This is a genomic window from Burkholderia puraquae (assembly GCF_002099195.1).
Classification (GTDB): Bacteria; Pseudomonadota; Gammaproteobacteria; order Burkholderiales; family Burkholderiaceae; genus Burkholderia; species Burkholderia puraquae.
Window position 1 is genome coordinate 160,511 of sequence record NZ_NBYX01000014.1, and the last position, 21,156, is coordinate 181,666.

Genomic DNA, 21,156 nt, shown 5'->3' on the forward strand with positions numbered 1-21,156 from the left:
CTGGCGCGCGGAAACGGGCGCTTGCAAACGTTTGCGGTTGCCGCAACGAATGCAGGGGCATGCAAAGAACGTGTCAACGCCATGCGAATGCACGGCGGACAGCGTGTTGCAACGAGGTGGACGGGTGTGCGGGGGCGTGCCGCGACGTTGTGAAAAGGGCGAGTCAGTCGTCGCGCATGCGATCGATCGGCCGATCGGCTTGAACCGACGCGGCCGGAGCGGCACCGGCGAGCCGATGCGCGTTGCCGCGGGCCGCCGCGAATTCCGCGCCGAGCAGCAGCACGATCGCGGAGAAGTACAGCCACATCAGCAGGACCGCGAACGATCCGGCCGCGCCGAATGCGCTTGCGGTGCCCGCGTGCGCGAGGTACAGCGCGAACAGCTTCTTGCCGCCGGAGAACAGGATCGCGGACACGACGCCGCCGACCGCGGCGTCGCGCCACGCAACGCGCGCGTCGGGCAGGAACTTCATCAACGATGCGAACGCACCCGCGAGCACCGCGATGCCGACGAAGAACTGCACGAGGTTCGTGACGATCACGTATGGCGAATCGCCCAGCAGCCAGGTGCCGACGAACGTGATCGCGGTGTCGAGCACGAGCGATACGATCAGCAGGAACGCGACGCCGAGCACGAGCCCGAACGAGATCAGCCGCACGCGCACGAGCCCGAGCATGCTCGACCAGCGGCTTTCGGTGGCCGGCCAGATCACGCTGAGCGCGGCGCTGAGCGACGCGAAGGTGGCCGACGCGCCGATCGCGAGCGCGGCGAACGAGATCAAGGTTGCAAGGCCGCCGCGCTCGCCCGCGCGGTGCGCGTTCTGCACGATCGTCTGGATGCTGGCCGCCGCGTCGTCGCCGATCAGCTGGTGCGCCTGTTCGAACACCTGGCCGCGCGCGGCATCGTCGCCGTAGAACCAGCCGGCCACCGCGATCACCATCACGAGCATCGGCGCGAGCGAGAATGCGGAGAAAAATGCGATGCCCGCGGCCATCGCGGAGCAGCGGTCGGCCGAGAAGCGCTTGAACGCGGTGAGGGCCCAGTTGGCCTGTTGTTGTGCGAGCCGGGTGGCTTCGGAGGTGATCGGTCGTTTCATGACGGTTCGGTGGCGCGCGGAACGCGGATCATCGTGGGTAATCAGACAATTCGGTATTGATCCGAGGATTCGAACATAGTTGCGCGAACTGTCTATAATTCCTTTCAGTTTCCCCACCCCCACAATAACGCCGAGACCAGCCATGCTACAAATGTCCCGGCGCCAGTTCCTGAAGGTGACGGCTACGTCGCTTGCCGGATCGAGTCTAGCCCTGATGGGCTTCTCTCCGTCCGAAGCGCTTGCCGAAGTCCGACAGTACAAACTGGCGCGCACAGTCGAAACGCGCAACACCTGTCCTTACTGTTCAGTGGGTTGCGGCATCCTGATGTACAGCCTCGGAGACGGCGCGAAAAACGCCCGGCCGAGCATCATCCACATCGAAGGCGATCCCGACCATCCCGTCAATCGCGGCACGCTGTGCCCGAAGGGCGCGAGCCTGATCGACTTCATCCACAGCCCGAGCCGCCTGACGCACCCCGAGTATCGGGCGCCCGGCTCGGACAAGTGGGAACCGATCTCGTGGAATGACGCGCTCGACCGCATCGCGAAGCTGATGAAGGCCGATCGCGACGCGAACTTCGTCGAGACGGCGGAAGACGGTGCGAAGGTCAACCGCTGGCTGACCACCGGCATGCTGGCCGCGTCGGCGGGCAGCAACGAGGTCGGCTACCTGACGCACAAGACTATCCGCAGTCTCGGGATGCTCGCATTCGACAATCAGGCGCGTGTCTGACATGGCCCGACGGTGGCAGGTCTTGCCCCGACGTTTGGCCGTGGAGCGATGACGAACCATTGGGTCGACATCAAGAACGCGGACGTGATTCTCGTGATGGGCGGCAATGCAGCCGAGGCCCATCCGTGCGGTTTCAAGTGGGTGACGGAGGCGAAGGCGCACCGCAAGGCGCGGCTGATCGTCGTCGACCCGCGCTTTACGCGTACGGCCTCGGTGGCCGACTACTACGCGCCGATCCGCACCGGCACCGACATCGTCTTCCTGGGCGGCGTCATCAACTATCTGCTGACGAACGACAAGATCCAGCATGAGTACGTGAAGAACTACACGGACTTCTCGTTCATCGTGCGCGAGGATTTCGCGTTCAACGACGGCATCTATTCCGGCTACGACGCGGAGAAGCACGCGTACCCGGACAAATCGAGCTGGGACTACGAGCGCGGCGACGACGGCTTCGCGAAGGTCGACCCGACGCTGCAGCATCCGCGTTGCGTGTACAACCTGCTGAAGCAGCACTATGCGCGCTATACGCCGGACATGGTCCAGCAGGTCTGCGGCACGCCGAAGGAGAAATTCCTGAAGGTGTGCGAGATGCTCGCGACTACCGCCGTTCCCGGCCGCGCCGGCACGATCCTGTACGCGCTCGGCTGGACGCACCACTCGGTCGGCGCACAGATGATCCGCACCGGCGCGATGGTGCAGCTGCTGCTCGGCAACATCGGCATCGCGGGCGGCGGGATGAACGCGCTGCGCGGCCACTCGAACATCCAGGGGTTGACCGACCTCGGGCTGATGTCGAACCTGCTGCCGGGCTACATGACGCTGCCGATGCAGGCCGAGCAGGATTTCGACGGCTACATCAAGAAGCGCGTGCAGCAGCCGCTGCGGCCGAACCAGTTGAGCTACTGGAAGAACTACAAGGCCTTCCACGTCAGCTTCATGAAGTCCTGGTGGGGCGACGCGGCGACCGCCGAGAACAACTGGGGCTACGACTACCTGCCGAAGCTGGACAAGCAGTACGACCTGCTGCAGACGATCGAGCTGATGAATGCCGGCAAGATGAACGGCTACATCTGCCAGGGCTTCAACCCGCTCGCGGCGGCGCCGTCGAAGGTGAAGACGGCGGCAGGCCTCGCGAAGCTGAAGTGGCTCGTGATCATGGATCCGCTCGCGACCGAAACGTCCGAGTTCTGGAAGCATCATGGCGACTACAACGACGTCGATGCATCGAAGATCCAGACCGAGGTGTTCCGTCTGCCGACCACGTGCTTTGCGGAGGAAAACGGCTCGCTCGTGAGTTCGAGCCGCGTGCTGCAATGGCACTGGAAGGGCGCGGAGCCGCCGGGCGAGGCGCGTAGCGACCTCGAGATCATGTCGGGGCTGTTCCTGCGCATGCGCAAGATGTACCAGACGGACGGCGGCAAGTATCCGGATCCGATCGTCAACCTGACCTGGCCGTACGCGAACCCGGAAAGCCCGACGCCCGAAGAGCTCGCGATGGAGTTCAACGGCCGTGCGCTCGCCGATCTGCCCGATCCGAAGGATCCGGCCAAGACGCTCGTGAAGAAGGGCGAGCAGCTGGCCGCGTTCGCGCAGCTGAAGGACGACGGCACGACCGCGAGCGGCTGCTGGATCTTCTGCGGTGCCTGGACGCAGGCCGGCAACCAGATGGGGCGGCGCGACAACGCCGATCCGACCGGCATCGGCCAGACGCTGAACTGGGCGTGGGCCTGGCCGGCGAACCGGCGGATCCTGTACAACCGCGCGTCGTGCGACGTGAACGGCAAGCCGTTCGACCCGACCCGCAAGCTGATCGGCTGGAACGGCAGCGCATGGAAGGGGGCCGACATTCCGGACTTCAAGGCGGACGAACCACCCGAAAACGGGATGGGGCCGTTCATCATGAACCCGGAGGGCGTCGCGCGCTTCTTCGCTCGCGCGGGGATGAACGAAGGCCCGTTCCCCGAGCACTACGAGCCGTTCGAGACGCCGCTCGATGCGAACCCGCTGCACCCGAACAACCCGCAGGCGCTGAACAACCCGGCTGCCCGCGTGTTCCCGGACGACCGCGCGTCGTTCGGCAAGGTGGCGGACTTCCCGCACGTGGCGACGACGTACCGGCTGACCGAGCATTTCCACTACTGGACCAAGCATGCGCGGCTGAACTCGATCATCCAGCCCGAGCAATTCGTCGAGATCGGCGAAGATCTCGCGAAGGAAGTCGGCGTCGCGCACGGCGAGCGCGTGAAGGTGTCGTCCAAGCGCGGCTACATCATCGCGGTTGCCCTCGTCACGAAGCGGATCAAGCCGCTGACGGTCGACGGCAAGAAGGTCCAGACGGTCGGCGTCCCGTTGCACTGGGGCTTCAAGGGCCTGACGAAGCCCGGCTATCTCGCCAACACCCTGACTCCGTCCGTGGGCGACGGCAACTCCTACACACCGGAATTCAAGTCGTTCCTGGTGAAGGTCGAAAAGGCGTAAGGGGGAAGAGATGGCATTGCAATCGCTGGATATCAAGCGCGTCTCGGCCACCACGACGCCACCGCCCACGGTGCGCGAACCGGTGACCGGGAGCGTCGCGAAGCTGATCGACGTATCGAAGTGCATCGGCTGCAAGGCATGCCAGACGGCATGCATGGAGTGGAACGACCTGCGCGACGAAGTCGGCACCAACGTCGGCGTGTACGACAACCCGGCCGACCTGACCGAGCATTCGTGGACGGTGATGCGGTTCTCCGAATACGAGAACCCGGCGGGCGACCTCGAGTGGCTGATCCGCAAGGACGGCTGCATGCACTGCGAGGATCCGGGCTGCCTGAAGGCGTGCCCGTCGCCGGGCGCGATCGTGCAGTACAACAACGGGATCGTCGATTTCCACGAGGAGAACTGCATCGGTTGCGGCTATTGCGTGACCGGCTGCCCGTTCAACGTTCCGCGGATCTCGAAGAAGGATCATCGCGCGTACAAGTGCACGCTCTGTTCCGACCGCGTCGCGGTCGGCCAGGAACCGGCCTGCGTGAAGACCTGCCCGACGGGCGCGATCGTGTTCGGCACCAAGGAGGACATGAAGCAGCACGCGGCCGAGCGGATCGAGGACCTGAAGGAGCGCGGCTTCGAGCATGCGGGGCTGTACGACCCGCAGGGCGTCGGCGGCACGCACGTGATGTACGTGCTGCACCACGCGGACAAGCCGTCGCTGTACCACGGGCTGCCCGACAACCCGTCGATCAGCCCGATGGTGAAGCTGTGGAAGGGGATCGCGAAGCCGCTCGCGGTCGCCGGCATCGCGCTGACGGCGCTCGCCGGGTTCTTCCACTACATCCGGGTCGGTCCGAACGAGGTGAGCGACGAAGAGGAATCGGCCGCGCGCGACGAGGCGCGACGCATCAAGGAGGACGCGAAATGAACCACGACGACCCCAACCTGATCGTCCGCTACACGCCGAACGAGCGCACGAACCACTGGATCACCGCGATCACGTTCGTGCTGCTCGCGCTGTCCGGGCTCGCGCTGTTCCATCCGTCGATGTTCTGGCTGACCGCGCTGTTCGGCGGCGGCCAGTGGACGCGGATCCTGCATCCGTTCGTCGGCCTCGTGATGTTCGTGTCGTTCGCGATCCTGGTGGTGCGCTTCTGGCACCACAACGCGCTCGACGCGGACGATCGCCAGTGGCTGAAGCAGATTGGCGACGTGCTGACCAACCAGGAAGACAAGCTGCCGCCTGTCGGGCGCTATAACGCCGGGCAGAAGCTGCTATTCTTTACGCTGGTGGCGTGCCTGCTGCTGCTGCTGCTGTCGGGAGTCGTGATCTGGCGGCGCTACTTCTCGTTCTACTTCCCGATCGGGGTGATCCGCGCGGCCGCTGTCGTGCATGCCGTGGCGGCCTTCGTGCTGATCGCGAGCATCATCGTGCATATTTACGCGGCGTTGTGGGTGAAGGGCTCGATTGGCGCGATGGTGCGCGGCACCGTCACGCTGGGCTGGGCCCGCAAGCATCACCCGAAGTGGTTCCGTGAAAGCGTGAAGTGACGCACCGGAGCGGAGCGGTTCGCCATCGAGGCGAGCCGCTCCGTCTACCGACGGTACCGCCCGAAGCGCCGACCTGTCGGCGCTTGTTTATTTGGAAGATATTTTTGTGACACAACGCATTCTCGAACCGACCGAGATCTCGGCACTCGATCATTCGGCCATCCCGCGCTTTCGCCTGCCGGAGCGCGCCACCGCGTTCTCGGCCCGCGCCGCGCGGCTGCGCAAGCTGGCCGACCTGAACCCGATCAGCGGCTACCTGCGGCTGATGGCCACCGTCGCCGATGCGCAGCACGCGACGCTGCAGACGCTGGAGCTGCCGCTGCCGTCGAAGGAAGCGATCGCGCGTGCGCAGCAGCATTCGATGCCGCTCGTGCCGGCGCTCGACGGCGAGCGCGACCCGCGCTGGCGCGCCGTGCTGTACGAACTGCTCGACCGCGTCGAAGGCGCCGGGCTGGTCAACCCGCAGCTCGCAAAGCTGCTCGACCGGCTGCGCCTGATGGCGCCCGCCGAACTCGACGCGCAAGCCGACGCGATCCTCGCGCTGCGCTTCGCCGAAGTCGACCCGGCCACCGCGCCGTTCCTGATGGCCGCGCTGCAGGTCGTCTGGACGGATCTCGCCAGCCGCGTTTCACCGGCTGACGTCCCGTATCTCGACCAGCCGGGGCTGTGCCCCGTGTGCGGCACGCATCCGGTCGCGAGCGTCGTGCGGGTCGGCGGCCAGTACCAGGGCTACCGTTTCCTGCAGTGCGGGCTGTGTACGACCGAGTGGCACCTGGTGCGCACGAAGTGCTCGCACTGCGATTCGACGAAGGGCATCGCGTATCACGGGATCGAGGGCGGCAGCGAAGCCGTCAAGGCCGAATCGTGCGACGAGTGCAAGACCTATCGCAAGATCGGCTATCAGGACAAGGACTACGAGTTCGAGCCGCTGGCGGACGATCTCGCGAGTCTCACGCTCGACCTGCTGATGAACGAGGCCGGCTACCAGCGCAGTTCGCCGAACCCGCTGCTGTGGCCGGACGTCTCGCGGGAAGCGGATTGACGGCAGGGGCCGGGGCGGCGCGCGAGCGCCGGCGCCGGCCGACTGCAAAGCATGAGACTGGAGCCACCACGACGTGACCGAACCGGGTTTGAATGAACTGAATGCCGTGCTGGCGCGTGTGCCGTCGGTCGAGCGTGTGCTGTCGTCGGCGCCGCTGCAACCGCTGCTCGCCGACTACGGCCGAACGCGCGTGCTGAACGCGGTGCGCGCGGAGCTCGAACGCTGGCGTACCGCCGCACTGCACGATCCGGCGGCGGCCGAACCACTCGACGAGCCGCGCATCGCCGCGGCCGTCGCGCGCACGCTGGCCGCGCAGAGCGCGGGCGCGGTGCGCGCCGTGTTCAACCTGACCGGCACCGTGCTGCACACGAACCTCGGGCGCGCGCTGTTGCCCGACGACGCGGTGCGCGCGGTGGTCGACGTGCTCACGCGGCCGGTCAATCTCGAATTCGACCTTGCCACGGGCCGCCGCGGCGATCGCGACGACCTGATCGACGATCTGCTGTGCGAACTGACGGGCGCGGAAGCGGCGACCGTCGTCAACAACAACGCGGCGGCCGTGCTGCTGGCGCTGTCGGCGCTGGCGACGAAGCGGGAAGTCGTCGTGTCGCGCGGCGAACTGGTCGAGATCGGCGGCGCATTTCGCATCCCCGACATCATGAGCCGAGCGGGCGCGAAGCTGCGCGAAGTCGGCACGACCAACCGCACCCATCTGCGCGACTACGCGGAAGCAATCGGCCCGCGCACCGCGCTGCTGATGAAGGTGCACTGCAGCAACTACGCGATCAGCGGCTTCACGAAGGAGGCGACGCTCGCCGAACTCGCGCCGCTCGCGCGCGAGCACGGGCTGCCGGTTGCCGTCGATCTCGGCAGCGGCACGCTCGCCGACCTGTCGCAATGGGGGCTGCCGCACGAGACGACCGTGCAGGAAACCGTCGCCGCCGGCGCAAACGTTGTCACGTTCAGCGGCGACAAGCTGCTCGGCGGGCCGCAGGCCGGCCTGATCGTCGGCGATCGCGCGCTGATCGCGAAGATCAAGAAACATCCGCTCAAGCGTGCGCTGCGCGTCGGCAAGCTGACGCTCGCAGCGCTCGAACCCGTGCTGCGCCTCTACCAGTCGCCCGAGTTCCTGCGCGACCGGCTCACGACGCTGCGCCTGCTGACGCGTCCGCAGCGCGAGATCGCCGAGGCCGCCGAACGCGTGCGTCCGGTGCTGCAGGCCGCGCTCGGCAGCGGTTTCGACGTGACGGTCGAGCCGATGTTCAGCCAGATCGGCAGCGGCGCGCTGCCGGTCGACCAGTTGCCGAGTGCCGGGCTCGTGGTACGCACGGCGGACGGCAAGCGCGGCGGCCGTGCGCTTGCGCAGCTCGAGAAGCGGCTGCGCGAATGGCCGCGCCCGGTGATCGGCCGCGTGGCCGACAATGCGCTGCGGCTCGACCTGCGCTGCCTCGAAGCCGACGACGAGGCGGCGTTCGTCGCGCAATGCGTGCCGCTCGCGGGGCCCGCTGCATGATCGTCGGTACCGCTGGACACATCGACCACGGCAAGACGACGCTGGCGCGCGCGCTGACGGGCGTCGATACCGATCGCCTGAAGGAAGAGAAGGCGCGCGGCATCTCGATCGAACTCGGTTACGCGTATACGCCGCTCGACAACGGCGATGTGCTCGGCCTGATCGACGTGCCCGGCCACGAGAAGCTGATTCATACGATGGCGGCCGGCGCATGCGGGATCGATTTCGCGCTGCTCGTGATTGCCGCCGACGACGGCGTAATGCCGCAGACGCGCGAGCATCTCGCGATCCTGCAACTGCTTGGCGTCACGCATGGCGCCGTCGCGCTGACGAAGTGCGATCGCGTCGACGCCGCGCGCGTGGCCGAGGTGCGCGACGAGATCGCCGCGTGGCTGCACGATGCGACGCTGGCCGGCGTGCCGATCTTCGAAACGCGGGCGACGGCCGCGGACGATCCGGGCGTCGCCGCGTTGAAGCGCCACCTGGCCGAGGCGGCGATCGCGTGGCGTGCCCGCCGCGACGACGGGCTGTTCCGGCTCGCGGTCGATCGCGTGTTTACGCTCGCGGGGCAGGGCACCGTCGTGACCGGCACCGCGTTCGCGGGCCGCGTCGCGACCGGCGACACGCTCGCGATCGTGCGCACGGGCGGGGCGGCTCGCGTGCGCAGCATCCACGCGCAGAACCGGCCGGTCGAGGCCGGCCGCGCGGGCGAGCGGTGCGCACTGAATCTGGCCGGGGTCGACAAGGCCGATGTCGAGCGCGGCGATACCGTCGCCGATGCGCGGCTCGTCGCAACGTCGCCGCGTCTGGACGTCGAACTGACGCTGCTCGCGGATGCGGGGCTCACGCTGACGCACTGGGCGCCGCTTCACGTGCATCTCGGTACGCTGCATCGCGTCGCGCATGTCGCGCTGCTCGATGGCGACACGCTCGCGCCTGGCCAGCGGATGCGCGTGCAACTGGTATTCGACGAGCCTGTGTTTGCGCTGCCGGGCGACCGGTTCATCGTCCGTAATCCGCAAGCGACGCGCACGGTCGGCGGCGGCCGCGTGCTCGACCCGTTCGGGCCGGCGCGCAAGCGTCGTACGCCCCAGCGCCGCGCGTGGCTCGACGCGCTGGCCGAATGGCTCGATGAAGGGCGCCTCGATGCGCTGCTCGCGCAGGCGCCGCTCGGCATCCCGCGCGCGATGCTCACGCATCTGACGGGTTTCGCACCGAACGCGCTGGCGTTGCCGGATGACGCGCTGGCGATCGGGCAGCGCGACGCCGCGTCGAACGACGGCGCGGTGATTTCACATGCGCACTGGCGTGCGCTGCAGACGCGGGCGATCGAGACGCTGCGCACGTATCACGAGCGCATGCCCGACGAGCAGGGGCTCGACGCCGCGCGCTTGCGGCGGATGGCCGCGCCGCTCGCCGGCGATGCGTTGTGGCGCGCGCTCGTCGATGCGCTGGTGGCCGGCGGCGAAGTCGCGCGAAGCGGGCCGTGGCTGCATCTGCCATCGCACTCGGTGAGCCTCGAGCCGCGCGAGGAAGCGCTGGCGCAGCAACTGCTGCCGCTGATTCATGCGGGGCGTTTCGATCCGCCGTGGGTGCGCGACCTGGCGCGCGACACGGGCGCGGCCGAGGACGCGGTGCGCACCTTGCTGCGCAAGCTCGCGCGGCGCGGTGACGTGCAGCAGGTCGTGCGCGACCTGTTCTATCATGCGGACGTCGTGCGGGAGCTCGCGGAACTGGTCGCGCATCTCGCGCCGTCGCGCGGCGGTGGGCTCGATGCCGCGACGTTCCGCGATGCGACGGGGCTCGGCCGCAAGCGCGCGATCCAGATTCTCGAGTTCTTCGATCGGGTTGGGTATACTCGCTTCCACCGCGATCTTCACTTCCTGCGGCCTGACAGCGGTTGGGCGGGTATTCAGGCGTAGGCGCTCGTTGTTCTTTTGGTTCTTTTCCCCACGGAAGGCATTCGTATCCGGTGGTACGGCCGGGCTTCAAACCCGGTTGGGGGTGTCAGACACTCCCGGGTCGGTTCGACTCCGGCTGCCTTCCGCCACTCAAGGCTATCCGGTATTCCGATAGCTTCCGCGGACACCCTTTATCTCCTTGATTGCAGCGTGATTCATAGGGGCGGCGCGCTTGCGGCTACCGTTGACGCCCTGCATATTGTCCTCACGAAGGATGGGCAGCAATGTGGGTTGGCGGGTAGGGGCGACATGGATGGACGATAGTTGCATCGACTCGGCGCACTGCGGGTTGCGCAAGTGTCCCGTGCGGATTCAACCCGTCGATGCAACACACTCGAGGTTGCATGGCAGCAACGCGTGTTGCCATGAAACAGAGGCGGCGGATCTACTACACAGGCACCCGGACGGCGTTAATGCGGGAGCGCTGGCCCGTTTCAACGAGGTCAGACGCTGTAACCTGAAATTGCGAATCGGCACCAACAGCGGCGAGGTCGTGGTCGGCGTGATCGGCAAGTGCAAGTTCATCTGCGACCAGCGGGGGCGGCCATCAATCGCGCGAGCAGGATGGAATCGCAGGGCGTTGCCGGGCGCATGCAGGTGACGGAGGCGACGCGTGCAATCCTGGGTGAATCGTTCGTCTTCGAGGAGCGTGGCTTGATCGCGGCGAAAGGCATGGGCGAGTTCCGCACGTGGTTCCTGGCCGGCAGAACCGGCTTGCCGCCAATTTGAGGCTGCGCATTTGATCCGGGATTTGAACCGGCATGGCCAATTGCCTCATCTTGAATCCGTGAACGAAAGTTTCTCTTTTGTTTTTAATTTGCAAAATAATAAACAAAAATATGAGTTCACTAACGAAATCGAATTTCAATGCATGCCCGGTTGGCCGATTCAATCAGTGATATCAATCATCATGCGAAATCGCGCGGCGGGCGTATGATGCATCGTTCCGATCGCCCTGAATTCAAATAGCCGGCACACGGCTGCCCCGACCATCTCGCAGCCGAGAATAATCAAAAAAGTCGTTTTATAACGGGCGACCCGGAAATGACAAAGCAGTCTCAAGCGCATCCGCCTTGGCATGTCGCGTGCACCAGGAGAGATGTCCGGTCGCCAGTGAGGTTGTCGTGAATATTCAAAGGAGACCGCTGCTCCCGTGACAAAAAAGGGGATGCCCTTTCAATTGTCGACGGGGATCCATCTTGAAACTCACCGCACGTGAGATAGTCGTGTTGGGCTTGATCGCGCAAGGCCTGACCGACCGTGAAATCGCGGTCGAACTGGCCGTTTCCGTATATACCGCGCGCAAGCACCGTGAAAATCTCCTCAATAAATTCGGCTTCAAGAAATCAGCGCAACTGACCATGCGCTATTTCATTCTTTTTCCTGACGTGCTCAAAAAAACGGTATTCAGCGTGGTCCTGACCCGTTCTCGTCGCGCGAACGCGAGATCCTGAACCTGCTCGCGGCCGGCATGAGCGACAAGCAGGTCGCCCGTGCGCTCGGCATCAGCGACCAGACCGCCCGCAAGCATCGCACGCATCTTCTCGGCAAGACCGCTTCGCCCAACCTCTGCGCGCTCCTCCATACGGCCGTGCTTTCCGGCTGGCTCAACGTCCCATTTCCCGTTGCGAAACCCGGCTCGCCTTAGCGACACGCATACCGCATTTGCCGTATGGAACCGGCAGGGCCCGACTCGCAGAATCGACCTGCCGATTCGTCCGATGTTTCCTTCGACCCATGCGTACCGGGCCGATGGGGCGTCGCCGGCCGGCATGTCGACGGCGCACGCGACGCAATGCCTGCGGCTCGTGCTCCGACTGTTTCCTCTTATCAAGGACTCGAAAATGACTCATGTACACCATGCATTGCCGGGGGTACCGCTCGCTGTTTCGGGACACGTTCCGGCTTACGCGACGACGGTTGCGCAAGGGGAGTTCGCGCCGCAGGGTATCGGCGGCGCGGTTATCGGCACCGCCGCGCCGGTGCTCGGCGAATTGCTCGGCCGGCTCGGCGGGCTGCTGCCGTTCGCCGCGCAACCGCAAGCGGCGTTCGCACCGCAAGGCGTGTTCGGCGACATCCTGAAGTCGGTCGCGCCGACGGTCGGAACGGTCGCCGGCCAATTGGGCGGGCTGCTGCCGTTCTCGGCCCAACCGCAAGCGGCGTTTGCACCGCAAGGCATCGGCGGCGCGGTCATCGGCACCGCCGCGCCGGTGCTCGGCGAATTGCTCGGCCGGCTCGGCGGGCTGCTGCCGTTCGCCGCGCAACCGCAAGCGGCGTTCGCACCGCAAGGCGTGTTCGGCGACATCCTGAAGTCGGTCGCACCTACCGTCGGTACGGTCGCAGGGCAACTGGGCGGGCTGCTGCCGTTCTCGGCCCAACCGCAAGCGGCGTTCGCACCGCAGGGCATCGGCGGTGCGGTCATCGGCACCGCTGCGCCGGTGCTCGGCGAATTGCTCGGCCGGCTCGGCGGGCTGCTGCCGTTCTCGGCCCAGCCGCAAGCAGCGTTCGCACCGCAAGGCGTGTTCGGCGACATCCTGAAGTCGGTCGCACCTACCGTCGGTACGGTCGCCGGCCAACTGGGCGGGCTGCTTCCGTTCTCGGTCCAACCGCAAGCGGCGTTCGCACCGCAAGGCATTGGCGGTGCGGTCATCGGCACCGCTGCGCCGGTGCTCGGCGAATTGCTCGGCCGGCTCGGCGGGCTGCTTCCGTTCTCGGCCCAACCGCAAGCAGCGTTCGCATCGCAAGCAGCGTTCGCGCCGCAAGGCGTGTTCGGCGACCTCCTGAAGTCGGTCGCGCCGACGGTCGGCACGGTCGCCGGCCAACTGGGTGGCCTGCTGCCGTTCTCGGCCCAGCCGCAGGCCGCGTTTGCACCGCAAGGCATCGGCGGTGCGGTCATCGGCACCGCCGCCCCGGTGCTTGGCGAACTGCTCGGCCGGCTCGGCGGGCTGCTGCCGTTCTCGGCCCAACCGCAAGCAGCGTTCGCACCGCAAGGCGTGTTCGGCGACCTCCTGAAGTCGGTTGCGCCGACGGTCGGCACGGTCGCCGGTCAACTGGGCGGGCTGCTGCCGTTCTCGGCCCAGCCCCAGGCGGTATTCGCGCCGCAGGGTATCGGCGGCACCGTCATCGGCACCGCCGCGCCGGTGCTGGGCGAACTGCTCGGCCGGCTCGGCGGCCTGCTGCCGTTCTCCGTGATGCCCGCCCAGCCGGCATTCCACTGACCTGTCGCAACGATAGACCTGCGCCACCCTGCGGCCCCCGCGGGAGGCGTACTCGACGGACGCCGTTGCGCAACGATCCGGTCGTTTCGGGATGCGCGTCCGTCGCTTGCGACCGACTGACCCATGGCGTGCCTCGAGTGTCGCGCCGCGAAGGAGATTGCGATGGACAAGGACAAGAAGCCAACCGCCGCGAAGGCGGCAGCCGTGCCGGCGGACGATGTCGCCGCCGCACCGGATGTCATGCCGCCCGATTCGGCCGACGATGCGGTTCATGTGACGAGCGGCAAGCGCCAGTATCTGATTGCGCCGCGGCGCGGCGCGCTCGCTCGCCAGGCCGCAGTGACGCCGATGTCGGCGCACGACCTCGACAATGCGGTCGGCCGGCTGCCCGGCGTCGAAGTCGTGCGCGTGATCAACAGCCACAAGAACGCGCAGATGATGTCCGCGCGGCCGGACGAAGCGACCGACACGTACGTCGTCAAGATGGACCCCGCACACGCGCAACTGCTGCAGGCGACGGCGCCGCCGGAAATGATCGTCGAGGAGGACCATCCGCTCGGTTACGGGAAAAAGCCGGTACAGGAATCCGGCGCCGAGCTTCGTCCGCAGGCGGCAATCGCGTCGACGATCCTGCGCCCGGTGACGATCCGCGTGCTGGGTGCGGACGATCAACCCCAGCCCGGCGTTCCGGTGACGCTCACGGGCGACGGCTTCCCGGTGAGCGGTACCACCGACGCGCGAGGCGAAACGACCCTGGCTGTCGCGCAGATGGCGCCCGGTCCGCTCCAGTCGCTGGCGGTGCGGCCGTCCCACACGTACTGGAATGTCTACCTGTCGGCGCCGCTGCTGTCGAGCGACCAGGCGAACGTGGTGCGGCTCACGCCGTTGTCCCAGCCGAACCCGAACGTTCCGCCGCGTGCTCCGCTCGGGTGGGGGCAGCGCCTGATGGGCCTCGACGAGCTTCCCGCCACGACGACAGGGCGGGGCGTCCGCGTCGCGATCGTGGATTCGGGGGCGGACGCGTCGCATCCGCTGCTGAACCATATCGTGCGCGGCGCCGATCTGACCAACGACCAGAACCCGGATACCTGGAAGAACGACGTGATCGGCCACGGATCGCATTGCGCGGGCGTGATCGCCGCGCGCATCAGTCCGCAGGCCGCCGACGCGCAGATGGCGATGCGTGGCTTCGCGCCCGATGCGGAGATCCATGTGCTGAAGATCTTCCCCGGCGGCCAGTTCAGTACGCTGATCCAGGCGCTCGACTATTGCATCGACCACGACATCGACGTCGTGAACCTGAGCCTCGGCGCACCGCAGGCGTCGCTCGCCGTCGAGCAGAAGCTGATGGAGGCCGTGCAATCCGGCGTCGCTTGCATCGTCGCGGCCGGCAATTCGGGCGGCCCGGTCCAGTACCCGGCGTCGTCGCCGTACGTGCTCGCGGTATCGGCGCTGGGTCTGCATCGCGAGTTGCCCGTCAACACGTGGGAGCAAACGCAAATTGTCGCGCAGGCTGCGACGGCTGACGGCCTCTTCTCGCCGACGTTCTCGTGCCACGGTCCGCAGATCGGCGTGTGCGGGCCGGGAGTGGGCGTCGTATCGACGGTGCCGGGTGCGGCGTTCAATGCCGAATCCGGCACGTCGATGGCGGCGCCGCACATCACGGGGCTCGCGGCGCTGCTGGTGAGCGATCCGCAGATCGCCGGCCATCTCGGGCCGCGCCGGCCGGAACGCGTCGCCGCGCTGTTTCAGCTGATCCGGATGATCTGCACGCCGATCATGCAGTACGACGTCACGAACCGCTTCGGCGCAGGCCTGCCGCGCTTCCAGAACCTTCGCCAGCTGTTGCAGCAAGCGGGCCGCTGACGGCGCGCGTGCCGCGCCGGCCGCCGGCCGATTCCGTCGGCCGGCGCAAGTCGTCACACACGAGGAGAAACGCATCATGTCGATCCTGTTGCGCATTACCCGGGCTGCCTGTGCCGCCAGCCTGATTCTGACCTGCGTCGGCGCGCACGCGCAGAACTGGACGCTGGTGCTGTCCTGGAAGCTCGGCGAGTGCGTCGGCGGCGATGGCGCCCAGACGTGCACGGCGGGCCAGCCGCCGTCCGCGCGCCAGGCCGCGGACGGCGCGCCGATCCGGATCACGGCGACCGGCCTGTACACGCCGCGGCGCGACTGCGACACGACGCCGGTGCCGGCCGGCACGCTGTCCGACGAAGCCGCGCCGTATATCGCGCCGGCGAGCGCCGACGCCTTCCAGCAGCACTGGAATCGCTACGGGAGCTGCACGGGATACGCGCCTGCCGGTTATGCCGCCGAGCTCGCCGCAATGGCGCGCGCGGTCGGCCTCACGAATCTCGGCCGCTACCTGGGGGAGCACGACAACAAGGTGGTGCGGCTCGACGAGCTGAAGAACGCGCAATTGCACGATTTCTTCCTCGGTGCGGACAAGTCCGTGCAGTTCCTGTGCACGCCCGAAGGACGCCTCGCGGAGGTGCGCTACCGGCTGCGCGACTGGTCCGACGTGTTCGTGTATCGCGACAAGGGCGGCATGCTCGTCATGGCGCCGGACGGCAATTGCGGCGACGAAGTGCGGCTGTAGCGCACGTTGCCAGCTGACACGTTGGAGAATCGCCATGCGAACGCATCGATCGTGGTTCCGGGCAGCGCCGGACGCACCGCCCGAAGCGAACGGCGCTGACGCGGCCCCGTCGACGCGCGATCTGGTCGGGCAGTTGCAGACCGAATGCAATGCGATGGCGCGCTACGCGCTGCAGCACGGGATTGCCGTCGCCCCCGACCTGATCGCGCAATTGTCGATGCTGATGGCGGCGGTGTCGCATACCGTGGCCGACACCGCCGCCTACGACGCGTCGTCGGTACACGGCGCATCGTACGCGCTTGCCGCGATTCATCGCCGGCTTGCAGTCGCGATCGCGCCGGCGACGCCGCAGGCCATCACGCTGCTCGACCGCGAACTGCGCGTCCGCTCGCGCTTCGCGTGGCTCGGACCCGTGCCGCTGATTCGCGCGCTGACGCTTTCCGCCGCGACGTTCCTGGTCGCCGTGATCGCGACGTCGCTGTCGCCGGAAGTGTCGGTTGCGAACATCGATCAGGGGTTTCTCGATTCGCACGGCACCCGGCTGTTGTGGAATGCGCTGTTCCTGCTGTTCTGCGCGGGGCTCGGCGCGTCGTTTGCCACGCTGTTCCAGGCTCACCGCTACGTCGCGAATTCGACCTACGACCCGAAGTACGACGCGTCGTACGGCGCGCGGCTGATTCTCGGCGTGATCGCCGGCCTGATCCTCGTCGAGTTGCTGCCGCCTCACCTGTACGACGGCGGCAGCATGCGCAGCTTCGGCAAGCCGGCGCTTGCGATGCTTGGCGGGTTTTCCGCGACGGCCGTGCATCGGCTGCTGCACCGGCTCGTCGAGACGCTCGAGACGCTCGTGCGCGGCGATACGGCAGCCGCCGCACAGGCGACGTTCGAAGCGCATCGCGCCCATGCGGCGACCGAGCGTGTGCAATGGCAAAGCGAACTCGCGGCGGATCTGCTGCGGCTTCAGCAATCGCTTGAAGCGGGGATGCCGGCCGATGCGGTCAAGCAGCGGCTCGCCGAATTCACGCGCGCGATGCTGTCGGCGGATGTGCCGCAGGCAGGGCGTCGCGACGGCGCAAACGCAATCGGGGAATGACCATGCTCTTTCTCTACAACTGGCCATCGTGGCTGATGGGGGCGTTCGTCGTGATCGCGACCGTCGCGGCTGCGCTCGGCGGCTACGCGCTGTTCCGTCGCATCCTGCCCGTCGACCTGTTGCCGGAGCAGCGGGGGATGGCGATCACGATGGTGTCGGTCATCACGACGATCAACTCGTTGCTCGTCGCGTTTTCGGCGATCAGCGTGTGGGACGCATACAACGGCGCGGAGCGTACGGTCGACGCAGAAGCGACCGCGGCCGGTGAGCTGTCGCGCGATCTCGCTGCGTTCGGCGACCCGGTTGCCGATGCCGCATCGGGGGCGCTGCGTGCCTATCTCGACGGTGTCGTCCGTTACGAGTGGCCGAAGATGCAGCAGCACGCGAGTGCCGATGCACAGGCGGCGGCCCGCTTCGATCGCCTGTTCGACATGGCCAACCGGATCGAGCCGCGCAGCGAGCGGCAGCGGGTGCTGCTCGGCGAGGTGCTCGCGCGGATGAACGAGATGGCGAAGCATCGCGAACAGCGCCTGCTGACGCTCGACGTCGCGATGCCGGCCACGCTGTGGGGTGTGGTGGTGCTCGCGAGCGTCGTGTCGTTTCTGCTTCTCTACATCCTCCCGGGCACGCGCTTCAACATCGCACTCGTCACGAGCTGGGCGCTCACGCTCGGCCTCGCGTTCTTCTTCGTGCTTGCCGTCGACCGTCCGTTCGCGGGCGAAGTCAGCGTCAAGCCGGAGCCGCTACGCGTGATTGTCGCTGCGATGGACGCGCAATCGCAGCGCCGCGAGTCGGCTGCATCGCGCGACACGCCAGCGTCGCCGCGCAATCCGCCGAGGACGCGCATCGACGGTGGCGCTGCGGCGCCTGTCCCGACCGATTCATCACCGCCGGGCGCACTCGCGACCGTCCGGCCCACCCATGCGCCGCAAGGAGAACACGATGACGCTCGATGAATTCCAGGCTGCCGCCGCGCTATCCGGCGCGCTCGCGCAACGGTGGCATCCGGCGCTTGCCGCCGCGATGGCGGAGTTCGGCATTTCGACCCCCGCGCGTATGGCGGCGTTCGTCGCGCAAACGGGCCACGAGACGCTCGGCTTCACGCTCACGCGCGAGCTGTGGGGGCCGACGGCCGCGCAGCGCGCCTATGAACCGCCGTCGCGCAAGGCTGCGATGCTCGGCAACGTTCAGCCGGGCGACGGCCGGCGTTTCCTCGGGCGCGGGCTCATTCAGATCACGGGGCGTGCGAACTATCGCGAATGCGGCAACGCACTCGGCGCCGATCTCGAGCGCGAGCCGGAGCGCCTCGAGCACGAGCCGCTGGCCGCGCGTTCGGCGGCCTGGTGGTGGGCGCGGCACGGCTGCAACGCGATCGCCGATTCGGGCGATTTTGCGTTGCTGACGCGACGCATCAACGGCGGTGTGAACGGACTCGAAGACCGGATGCGCCGATGGGCGATCGCGAAGAAGGTGATGTGCCTGTGAGCGTGCGGCATGCAGTGAAGACTGACCAACCAACGGAGGGCAATATCATGAACACGTGAACCAGAGTGGAACGTCCATACGCTTTCCTTATTCCGGTTGCCCTGGAGGCATGCCTGCGTTCCGGAAGCATGGTGTCGCGTTGACGATATGCGCCGCCCGCAATTCCAGATTTGCCTCCGAGGGGCCAATAATTCATTAGGATCACATATCATGACATTCACGCCTCAAACACGGAAACATCTCGGCCATGACGATCAGGCGAGAGACTGGCTTGACGAGACGATCGGTAACGTCGTGCTCGACCGTCCGGTGAGTAACCCGTCCTACACGAAGACGGATGGAGAAAACAGCGGCCCGCTGAAACACTACGTTCCGTACAACTGGATCATGAAGAATATTGCCGACAATTACGTCATTGGCGTAACGAGAAGGCAAGCCGTTGCCAACGTGTCCGGTCTGTTGCATCGGATAGGGCGACCTGCGCTTGGCTTGCCGACCGACCCGGCCGATTTCGACACGTCGATTCGCGACAGCGTTTATGCGATCTGCGACTGGGAGGAAAACCTGTTCAAGTCGTCATCGTCCGGCGACGCGCGAGGAACGCGGCTCGACGTACCGAACGATCCTGGCGTGCTTGCGAGGGTCGGACAGGCACAAGCCAGCCTGGGCGATCTGGCGAATCGGCCGCTTCAATGAGACGAGTTGCCGGCGTCGTCACCGTGTTTTGGCTCGCCGGCAACCAACGACGCGCTTGCTCGAATGTGCGGCAAGGACGACGGCCGCACACACCGCTCGATCGGCGGCACGGGGTTGAACGCTGAAGCCGCTCCGGTGCGGGCGGGCGACTTCGGCGAGCCGGCTGGCGGACAGCTCTGGATGTGGCGCCGAATCGGAGCGAGCCGGACACGAAGAGGTGGCCCGTCGCGGGGGAACCTGGCAAATGAGGTTCCGTCGGCCGGGTAGTCGAGCGATGTGTTGCTCGCGATGGGCCGTCGCCCGTATCGGGTGCTGCCGGCATCATGTTGCGCGATCCGAACGGTACCTCGCGGTCGGGATCGGAAAATCTTGATCGGGAAAAGCACTAAAAGTTTGCGAATTTTTTCCGGGCTATAGTGGAATCACTGAAGGTAGGCGCGGCGTTCCTTGCCGATACCGTTCAGGTAATGACTGTAGACGGGTGCTGTATGAAAAATAAAATCGAAAGGACCGCCGGACCGATCTGGGGCGTGGCGGCAGGATTGCTTCTTGCTGCCGCAGGATTGAGTCTCGGCATCTTCCCGGCGTCCTTGCACAGCTCGGGAAGCGCGAACGACTTCATGGCGTCCGGCGTTGCGATGCTGGGCATCTTCGTGGTCGTCTATTCCACACGCGAATTACGCAGAAAGCGCGCGCACTGAGCGTTCGCGCGTCGCGGATCCACGAAAGGCGACTTGAGCCGGCCCGCCGGCTCATGGGTGCGCGCGTCCGTAGCGCGCTACGTCTTGGTGATTTCGTGCTTATAAACGAGTTCGACGATGCGCTTCGTCGGAATGCTGGCACGCAATCCGTCGACGCTGTCGATCGGAAACCACTTGCATTTCTCGATCTCGTTGTTCGCTTGCGGCGTCTGGTCAGGGGCGACTCCAGCGAAGAACACGTGATGTATCTTGGCGAGCCCGGTGAACTGCATCGAGTACACGAGATTCTGGCCAGTCATGCCGGTTTCTTCGGATAACTCGCGATGTGCGGCTTCGAGCGGTGTTTCCCCGCGCTTGATCGTGCCGCCGGGAAGGGCCCAGCGCGACGCGGCACGGGCGACGAGCAGTACTTGTTCGCCGCGGTAGCAGACGACGGTCGCGCGTTCCTTGACCGGAACGGCGCTCGCTTCGGGGGCGATGTTGGGGGCGGGCGCTTTGGGCATGGTGGGATTCTAACCAGCACAAATCGATCGGCCAAGGCCGCCTGACCGGGTTTGACTTTTGATTGCCGTCGACACGCGGGTTGCCGCCCGGTGTCGCGCTTCAGTGGATCGAGGCCGACATGGCGCCGCTTGCCGAAGCCGCCGCGCGGATTGCGCCAGCCGCGCCGTCCGCGTTCGACGTGCCGATCTGCAACGTGGGCTTCTGGGCGGCGACGGCCTTCACGTGCCTGCAACTCGGCAACCTGAACACCGACGATGCGTTGTCCGTTCCGGTCGAAGAGGCCGCGGCGCGCGGCGATGGCGGGCTGGTGCCGATTCGCGACGTGGTGGCTGTCGTGCGTACGCTGCTGCATGTGTCCGATGCCGCGTTCGTACGGGAGCGGGTGATGCCGGCGATAGCGGACGAGCGGTTTTGAGTGTGGCGCGGCGCTGCGCGCGGTCGGGGAAACGGGGCGCGTGACCGGAATCGGTCGGTTGGCGATGC

Annotated in this window: 20 protein-coding genes and 1 tRNA gene; 19 read left to right on the forward strand and 2 right to left on the reverse strand. The window is 66.5% G+C overall.

Going from position 1 to position 21,156, the window contains the following annotated elements; translation table 11 throughout:
- Positions 1-163: 163 nt before the first annotated feature.
- The gene (locus B7G54_RS25160; RefSeq protein ID WP_085041525.1) at positions 164-1,096 is read right to left on the reverse strand and encodes a YihY/virulence factor BrkB family protein; all 933 of its coding nucleotides are present in this window, start codon (positions 1,094-1,096) and stop codon (positions 164-166) included.
- 142 nt (positions 1,097-1,238) lie between these two features.
- On the opposite strand from B7G54_RS25160, the gene fdnG reads away from it, so the two are divergent.
- The 18 genes from fdnG to B7G54_RS25260 all read left to right on the forward strand — a co-directional run bounded on the left by fdnG (position 1,239) and on the right by B7G54_RS25260 (position 20,169).
- Positions 1,239-4,310 (forward strand): formate dehydrogenase-N subunit alpha, encoded by a 3,072-nt coding sequence (gene fdnG, locus B7G54_RS25170; protein ID WP_165765616.1) that lies wholly within the window; start codon positions 1,239-1,241, stop codon positions 4,308-4,310.
- Positions 4,311-4,320: 10 nt separating this feature from the next.
- Positions 4,321-5,235, forward strand: a complete 915-nt coding sequence (gene fdxH, locus B7G54_RS25175; protein ID WP_085041527.1) for a formate dehydrogenase subunit beta — start codon at positions 4,321-4,323, stop codon at positions 5,233-5,235.
- Positions 5,232-5,858: a formate dehydrogenase subunit gamma gene (locus tag B7G54_RS25180; RefSeq protein WP_021162866.1), complete on the forward strand. Its 627-nt coding sequence runs from the start codon at positions 5,232-5,234 to the stop codon at positions 5,856-5,858. Before fdxH ends, B7G54_RS25180 begins: the two co-directional genes overlap by 4 nt.
- Before the next feature lie 106 nt (positions 5,859-5,964).
- Positions 5,965-6,900: a formate dehydrogenase accessory protein FdhE gene (fdhE, locus tag B7G54_RS25185; RefSeq protein WP_175130415.1), complete on the forward strand. Its 936-nt coding sequence runs from the start codon at positions 5,965-5,967 to the stop codon at positions 6,898-6,900.
- 73 nt (positions 6,901-6,973) lie between these two features.
- Positions 6,974-8,413 carry an L-seryl-tRNA(Sec) selenium transferase gene (selA, locus tag B7G54_RS25190; protein ID WP_085041529.1) on the forward strand — a complete coding sequence of 480 codons (1,440 nt, stop codon included), beginning with the start codon at positions 6,974-6,976 and terminating at the stop codon, positions 8,411-8,413.
- On the forward strand, positions 8,410-10,335 hold the full coding sequence (gene selB, locus B7G54_RS25195) for a selenocysteine-specific translation elongation factor (protein ID WP_085041530.1): 1,926 nt from the start codon (positions 8,410-8,412) through the stop codon (positions 10,333-10,335). The genes selA and selB overlap by 4 nt, the downstream gene beginning before the upstream one ends.
- A 32-nt stretch (positions 10,336-10,367) precedes the next feature.
- Positions 10,368-10,463, forward strand: a tRNA-Sec gene (locus B7G54_RS25200).
- Between the two features lie 475 nt (positions 10,464-10,938).
- Entirely contained in the window at positions 10,939-11,103 is a 165-nt protein-coding gene (locus B7G54_RS40250; RefSeq protein ID WP_425266520.1) for an adenylate/guanylate cyclase domain-containing protein, read from the forward strand.
- Positions 11,104-11,573: 470 nt separating this feature from the next.
- Positions 11,574-11,828 (forward strand): response regulator transcription factor, encoded by a 255-nt coding sequence (locus B7G54_RS25210; RefSeq protein ID WP_165765617.1) that lies wholly within the window; start codon positions 11,574-11,576, stop codon positions 11,826-11,828.
- 17 nt (positions 11,829-11,845) lie between these two features.
- The gene (locus tag B7G54_RS25215) at positions 11,846-12,022 is read left to right on the forward strand and encodes a helix-turn-helix domain-containing protein (RefSeq protein WP_244289416.1); all 177 of its coding nucleotides are present in this window, start codon (positions 11,846-11,848) and stop codon (positions 12,020-12,022) included.
- Positions 12,023-12,218: 196 nt separating this feature from the next.
- Positions 12,219-13,592 (forward strand): hypothetical protein, encoded by a 1,374-nt coding sequence (locus B7G54_RS39370; protein ID WP_208864970.1) that lies wholly within the window; start codon positions 12,219-12,221, stop codon positions 13,590-13,592.
- Positions 13,593-13,754: 162 nt separating this feature from the next.
- A complete protein-coding gene (locus B7G54_RS25230; protein ID WP_165765618.1) occupies positions 13,755-15,458 on the forward strand; it encodes a S8 family serine peptidase in 1,704 nt (567 codons plus the stop codon).
- Positions 15,459-15,534: 76 nt separating this feature from the next.
- Positions 15,535-16,194, forward strand: coding sequence for a hypothetical protein (locus B7G54_RS25235; RefSeq protein WP_085041534.1), 660 nt, complete (start codon positions 15,535-15,537; stop codon positions 16,192-16,194).
- Positions 16,195-16,228: 34 nt separating this feature from the next.
- Complete coding sequence (locus B7G54_RS25240) at positions 16,229-17,287, forward strand: hypothetical protein (RefSeq protein ID WP_244289417.1); 1,059 nt, start codon at positions 16,229-16,231, stop codon at positions 17,285-17,287.
- A complete protein-coding gene (locus B7G54_RS25245; protein ID WP_244289418.1) occupies positions 17,284-18,243 on the forward strand; it encodes a bestrophin-like domain in 960 nt (319 codons plus the stop codon). The genes B7G54_RS25240 and B7G54_RS25245 overlap by 4 nt, the downstream gene beginning before the upstream one ends.
- Entirely contained in the window at positions 18,230-18,772 is a 543-nt protein-coding gene (locus B7G54_RS25250; RefSeq protein ID WP_085041536.1) for a glycoside hydrolase family 19 protein, read from the forward strand. Before B7G54_RS25245 ends, B7G54_RS25250 begins: the two co-directional genes overlap by 14 nt.
- 210 nt (positions 18,773-18,982) lie before the next feature.
- Positions 18,983-19,468, forward strand: coding sequence for a hypothetical protein (locus tag B7G54_RS38750; protein ID WP_133059214.1), 486 nt, complete (start codon positions 18,983-18,985; stop codon positions 19,466-19,468).
- A 488-nt stretch (positions 19,469-19,956) separates the two neighbouring features.
- A complete protein-coding gene (locus B7G54_RS25260) occupies positions 19,957-20,169 on the forward strand; it encodes a hypothetical protein (RefSeq protein WP_085041583.1) in 213 nt (70 codons plus the stop codon).
- Between the two features lie 77 nt (positions 20,170-20,246).
- Here the strand turns inward: B7G54_RS25260 and B7G54_RS25265 are convergent, their stop codons facing one another.
- Positions 20,247-20,672 carry an NUDIX hydrolase gene (locus B7G54_RS25265; protein ID WP_085041538.1) on the reverse strand — a complete coding sequence of 142 codons (426 nt, stop codon included), beginning with the start codon at positions 20,670-20,672 and terminating at the stop codon, positions 20,247-20,249.
- A gap of 62 nt (positions 20,673-20,734) precedes the next feature.
- Between B7G54_RS25265 and B7G54_RS39375 the strand changes: the two genes are divergently transcribed.
- Positions 20,735-21,088 carry a hypothetical protein gene (locus B7G54_RS39375; protein WP_244289419.1) on the forward strand — a complete coding sequence of 118 codons (354 nt, stop codon included), beginning with the start codon at positions 20,735-20,737 and terminating at the stop codon, positions 21,086-21,088.
- Positions 21,089-21,156 lie beyond the last annotated feature (68 nt).

What these genes read in the sequence shown, in the direction of transcription:
- B7G54_RS25160 (WP_085041525.1), bottom strand. Translation starts at nt 1,096, where the DNA reads ATGAAACGACCGATCACCTCCGAAGCCACCCGGCTCGCACAACAACAG.
- fdxH (WP_085041527.1), top strand. Translation starts at nt 4,321, where the DNA reads ATGGCATTGCAATCGCTGGATATCAAGCGCGTCTCGGCCACCACGACG.
- B7G54_RS25180 (WP_021162866.1), top strand. Translation starts at nt 5,232, where the DNA reads ATGAACCACGACGACCCCAACCTGATCGTCCGCTACACGCCGAACGAG.
- selB (WP_085041530.1), top strand. Translation starts at nt 8,410, where the DNA reads ATGATCGTCGGTACCGCTGGACACATCGACCACGGCAAGACGACGCTG.
- B7G54_RS40250 (WP_425266520.1), top strand. Translation starts at nt 10,939, where the DNA reads ATGGAATCGCAGGGCGTTGCCGGGCGCATGCAGGTGACGGAGGCGACG.
- B7G54_RS25215 (WP_244289416.1), top strand. Translation starts at nt 11,846, where the DNA reads ATGAGCGACAAGCAGGTCGCCCGTGCGCTCGGCATCAGCGACCAGACC.
- B7G54_RS39370 (WP_208864970.1), top strand. Translation starts at nt 12,219, where the DNA reads ATGACTCATGTACACCATGCATTGCCGGGGGTACCGCTCGCTGTTTCG.
- B7G54_RS25230 (WP_165765618.1), top strand. Translation starts at nt 13,755, where the DNA reads ATGGACAAGGACAAGAAGCCAACCGCCGCGAAGGCGGCAGCCGTGCCG.
- B7G54_RS25235 (WP_085041534.1), top strand. Translation starts at nt 15,535, where the DNA reads ATGTCGATCCTGTTGCGCATTACCCGGGCTGCCTGTGCCGCCAGCCTG.
- B7G54_RS25240 (WP_244289417.1), top strand. Translation starts at nt 16,229, where the DNA reads ATGCGAACGCATCGATCGTGGTTCCGGGCAGCGCCGGACGCACCGCCC.
- B7G54_RS25245 (WP_244289418.1), top strand. Translation starts at nt 17,284, where the DNA reads ATGACCATGCTCTTTCTCTACAACTGGCCATCGTGGCTGATGGGGGCG.
- B7G54_RS25250 (WP_085041536.1), top strand. Translation starts at nt 18,230, where the DNA reads ATGACGCTCGATGAATTCCAGGCTGCCGCCGCGCTATCCGGCGCGCTC.
- B7G54_RS38750 (WP_133059214.1), top strand. Translation starts at nt 18,983, where the DNA reads ATGACATTCACGCCTCAAACACGGAAACATCTCGGCCATGACGATCAG.
- B7G54_RS25260 (WP_085041583.1), top strand. Translation starts at nt 19,957, where the DNA reads ATGAAAAATAAAATCGAAAGGACCGCCGGACCGATCTGGGGCGTGGCG.
- B7G54_RS25265 (WP_085041538.1), bottom strand. Translation starts at nt 20,672, where the DNA reads ATGCCCAAAGCGCCCGCCCCCAACATCGCCCCCGAAGCGAGCGCCGTT.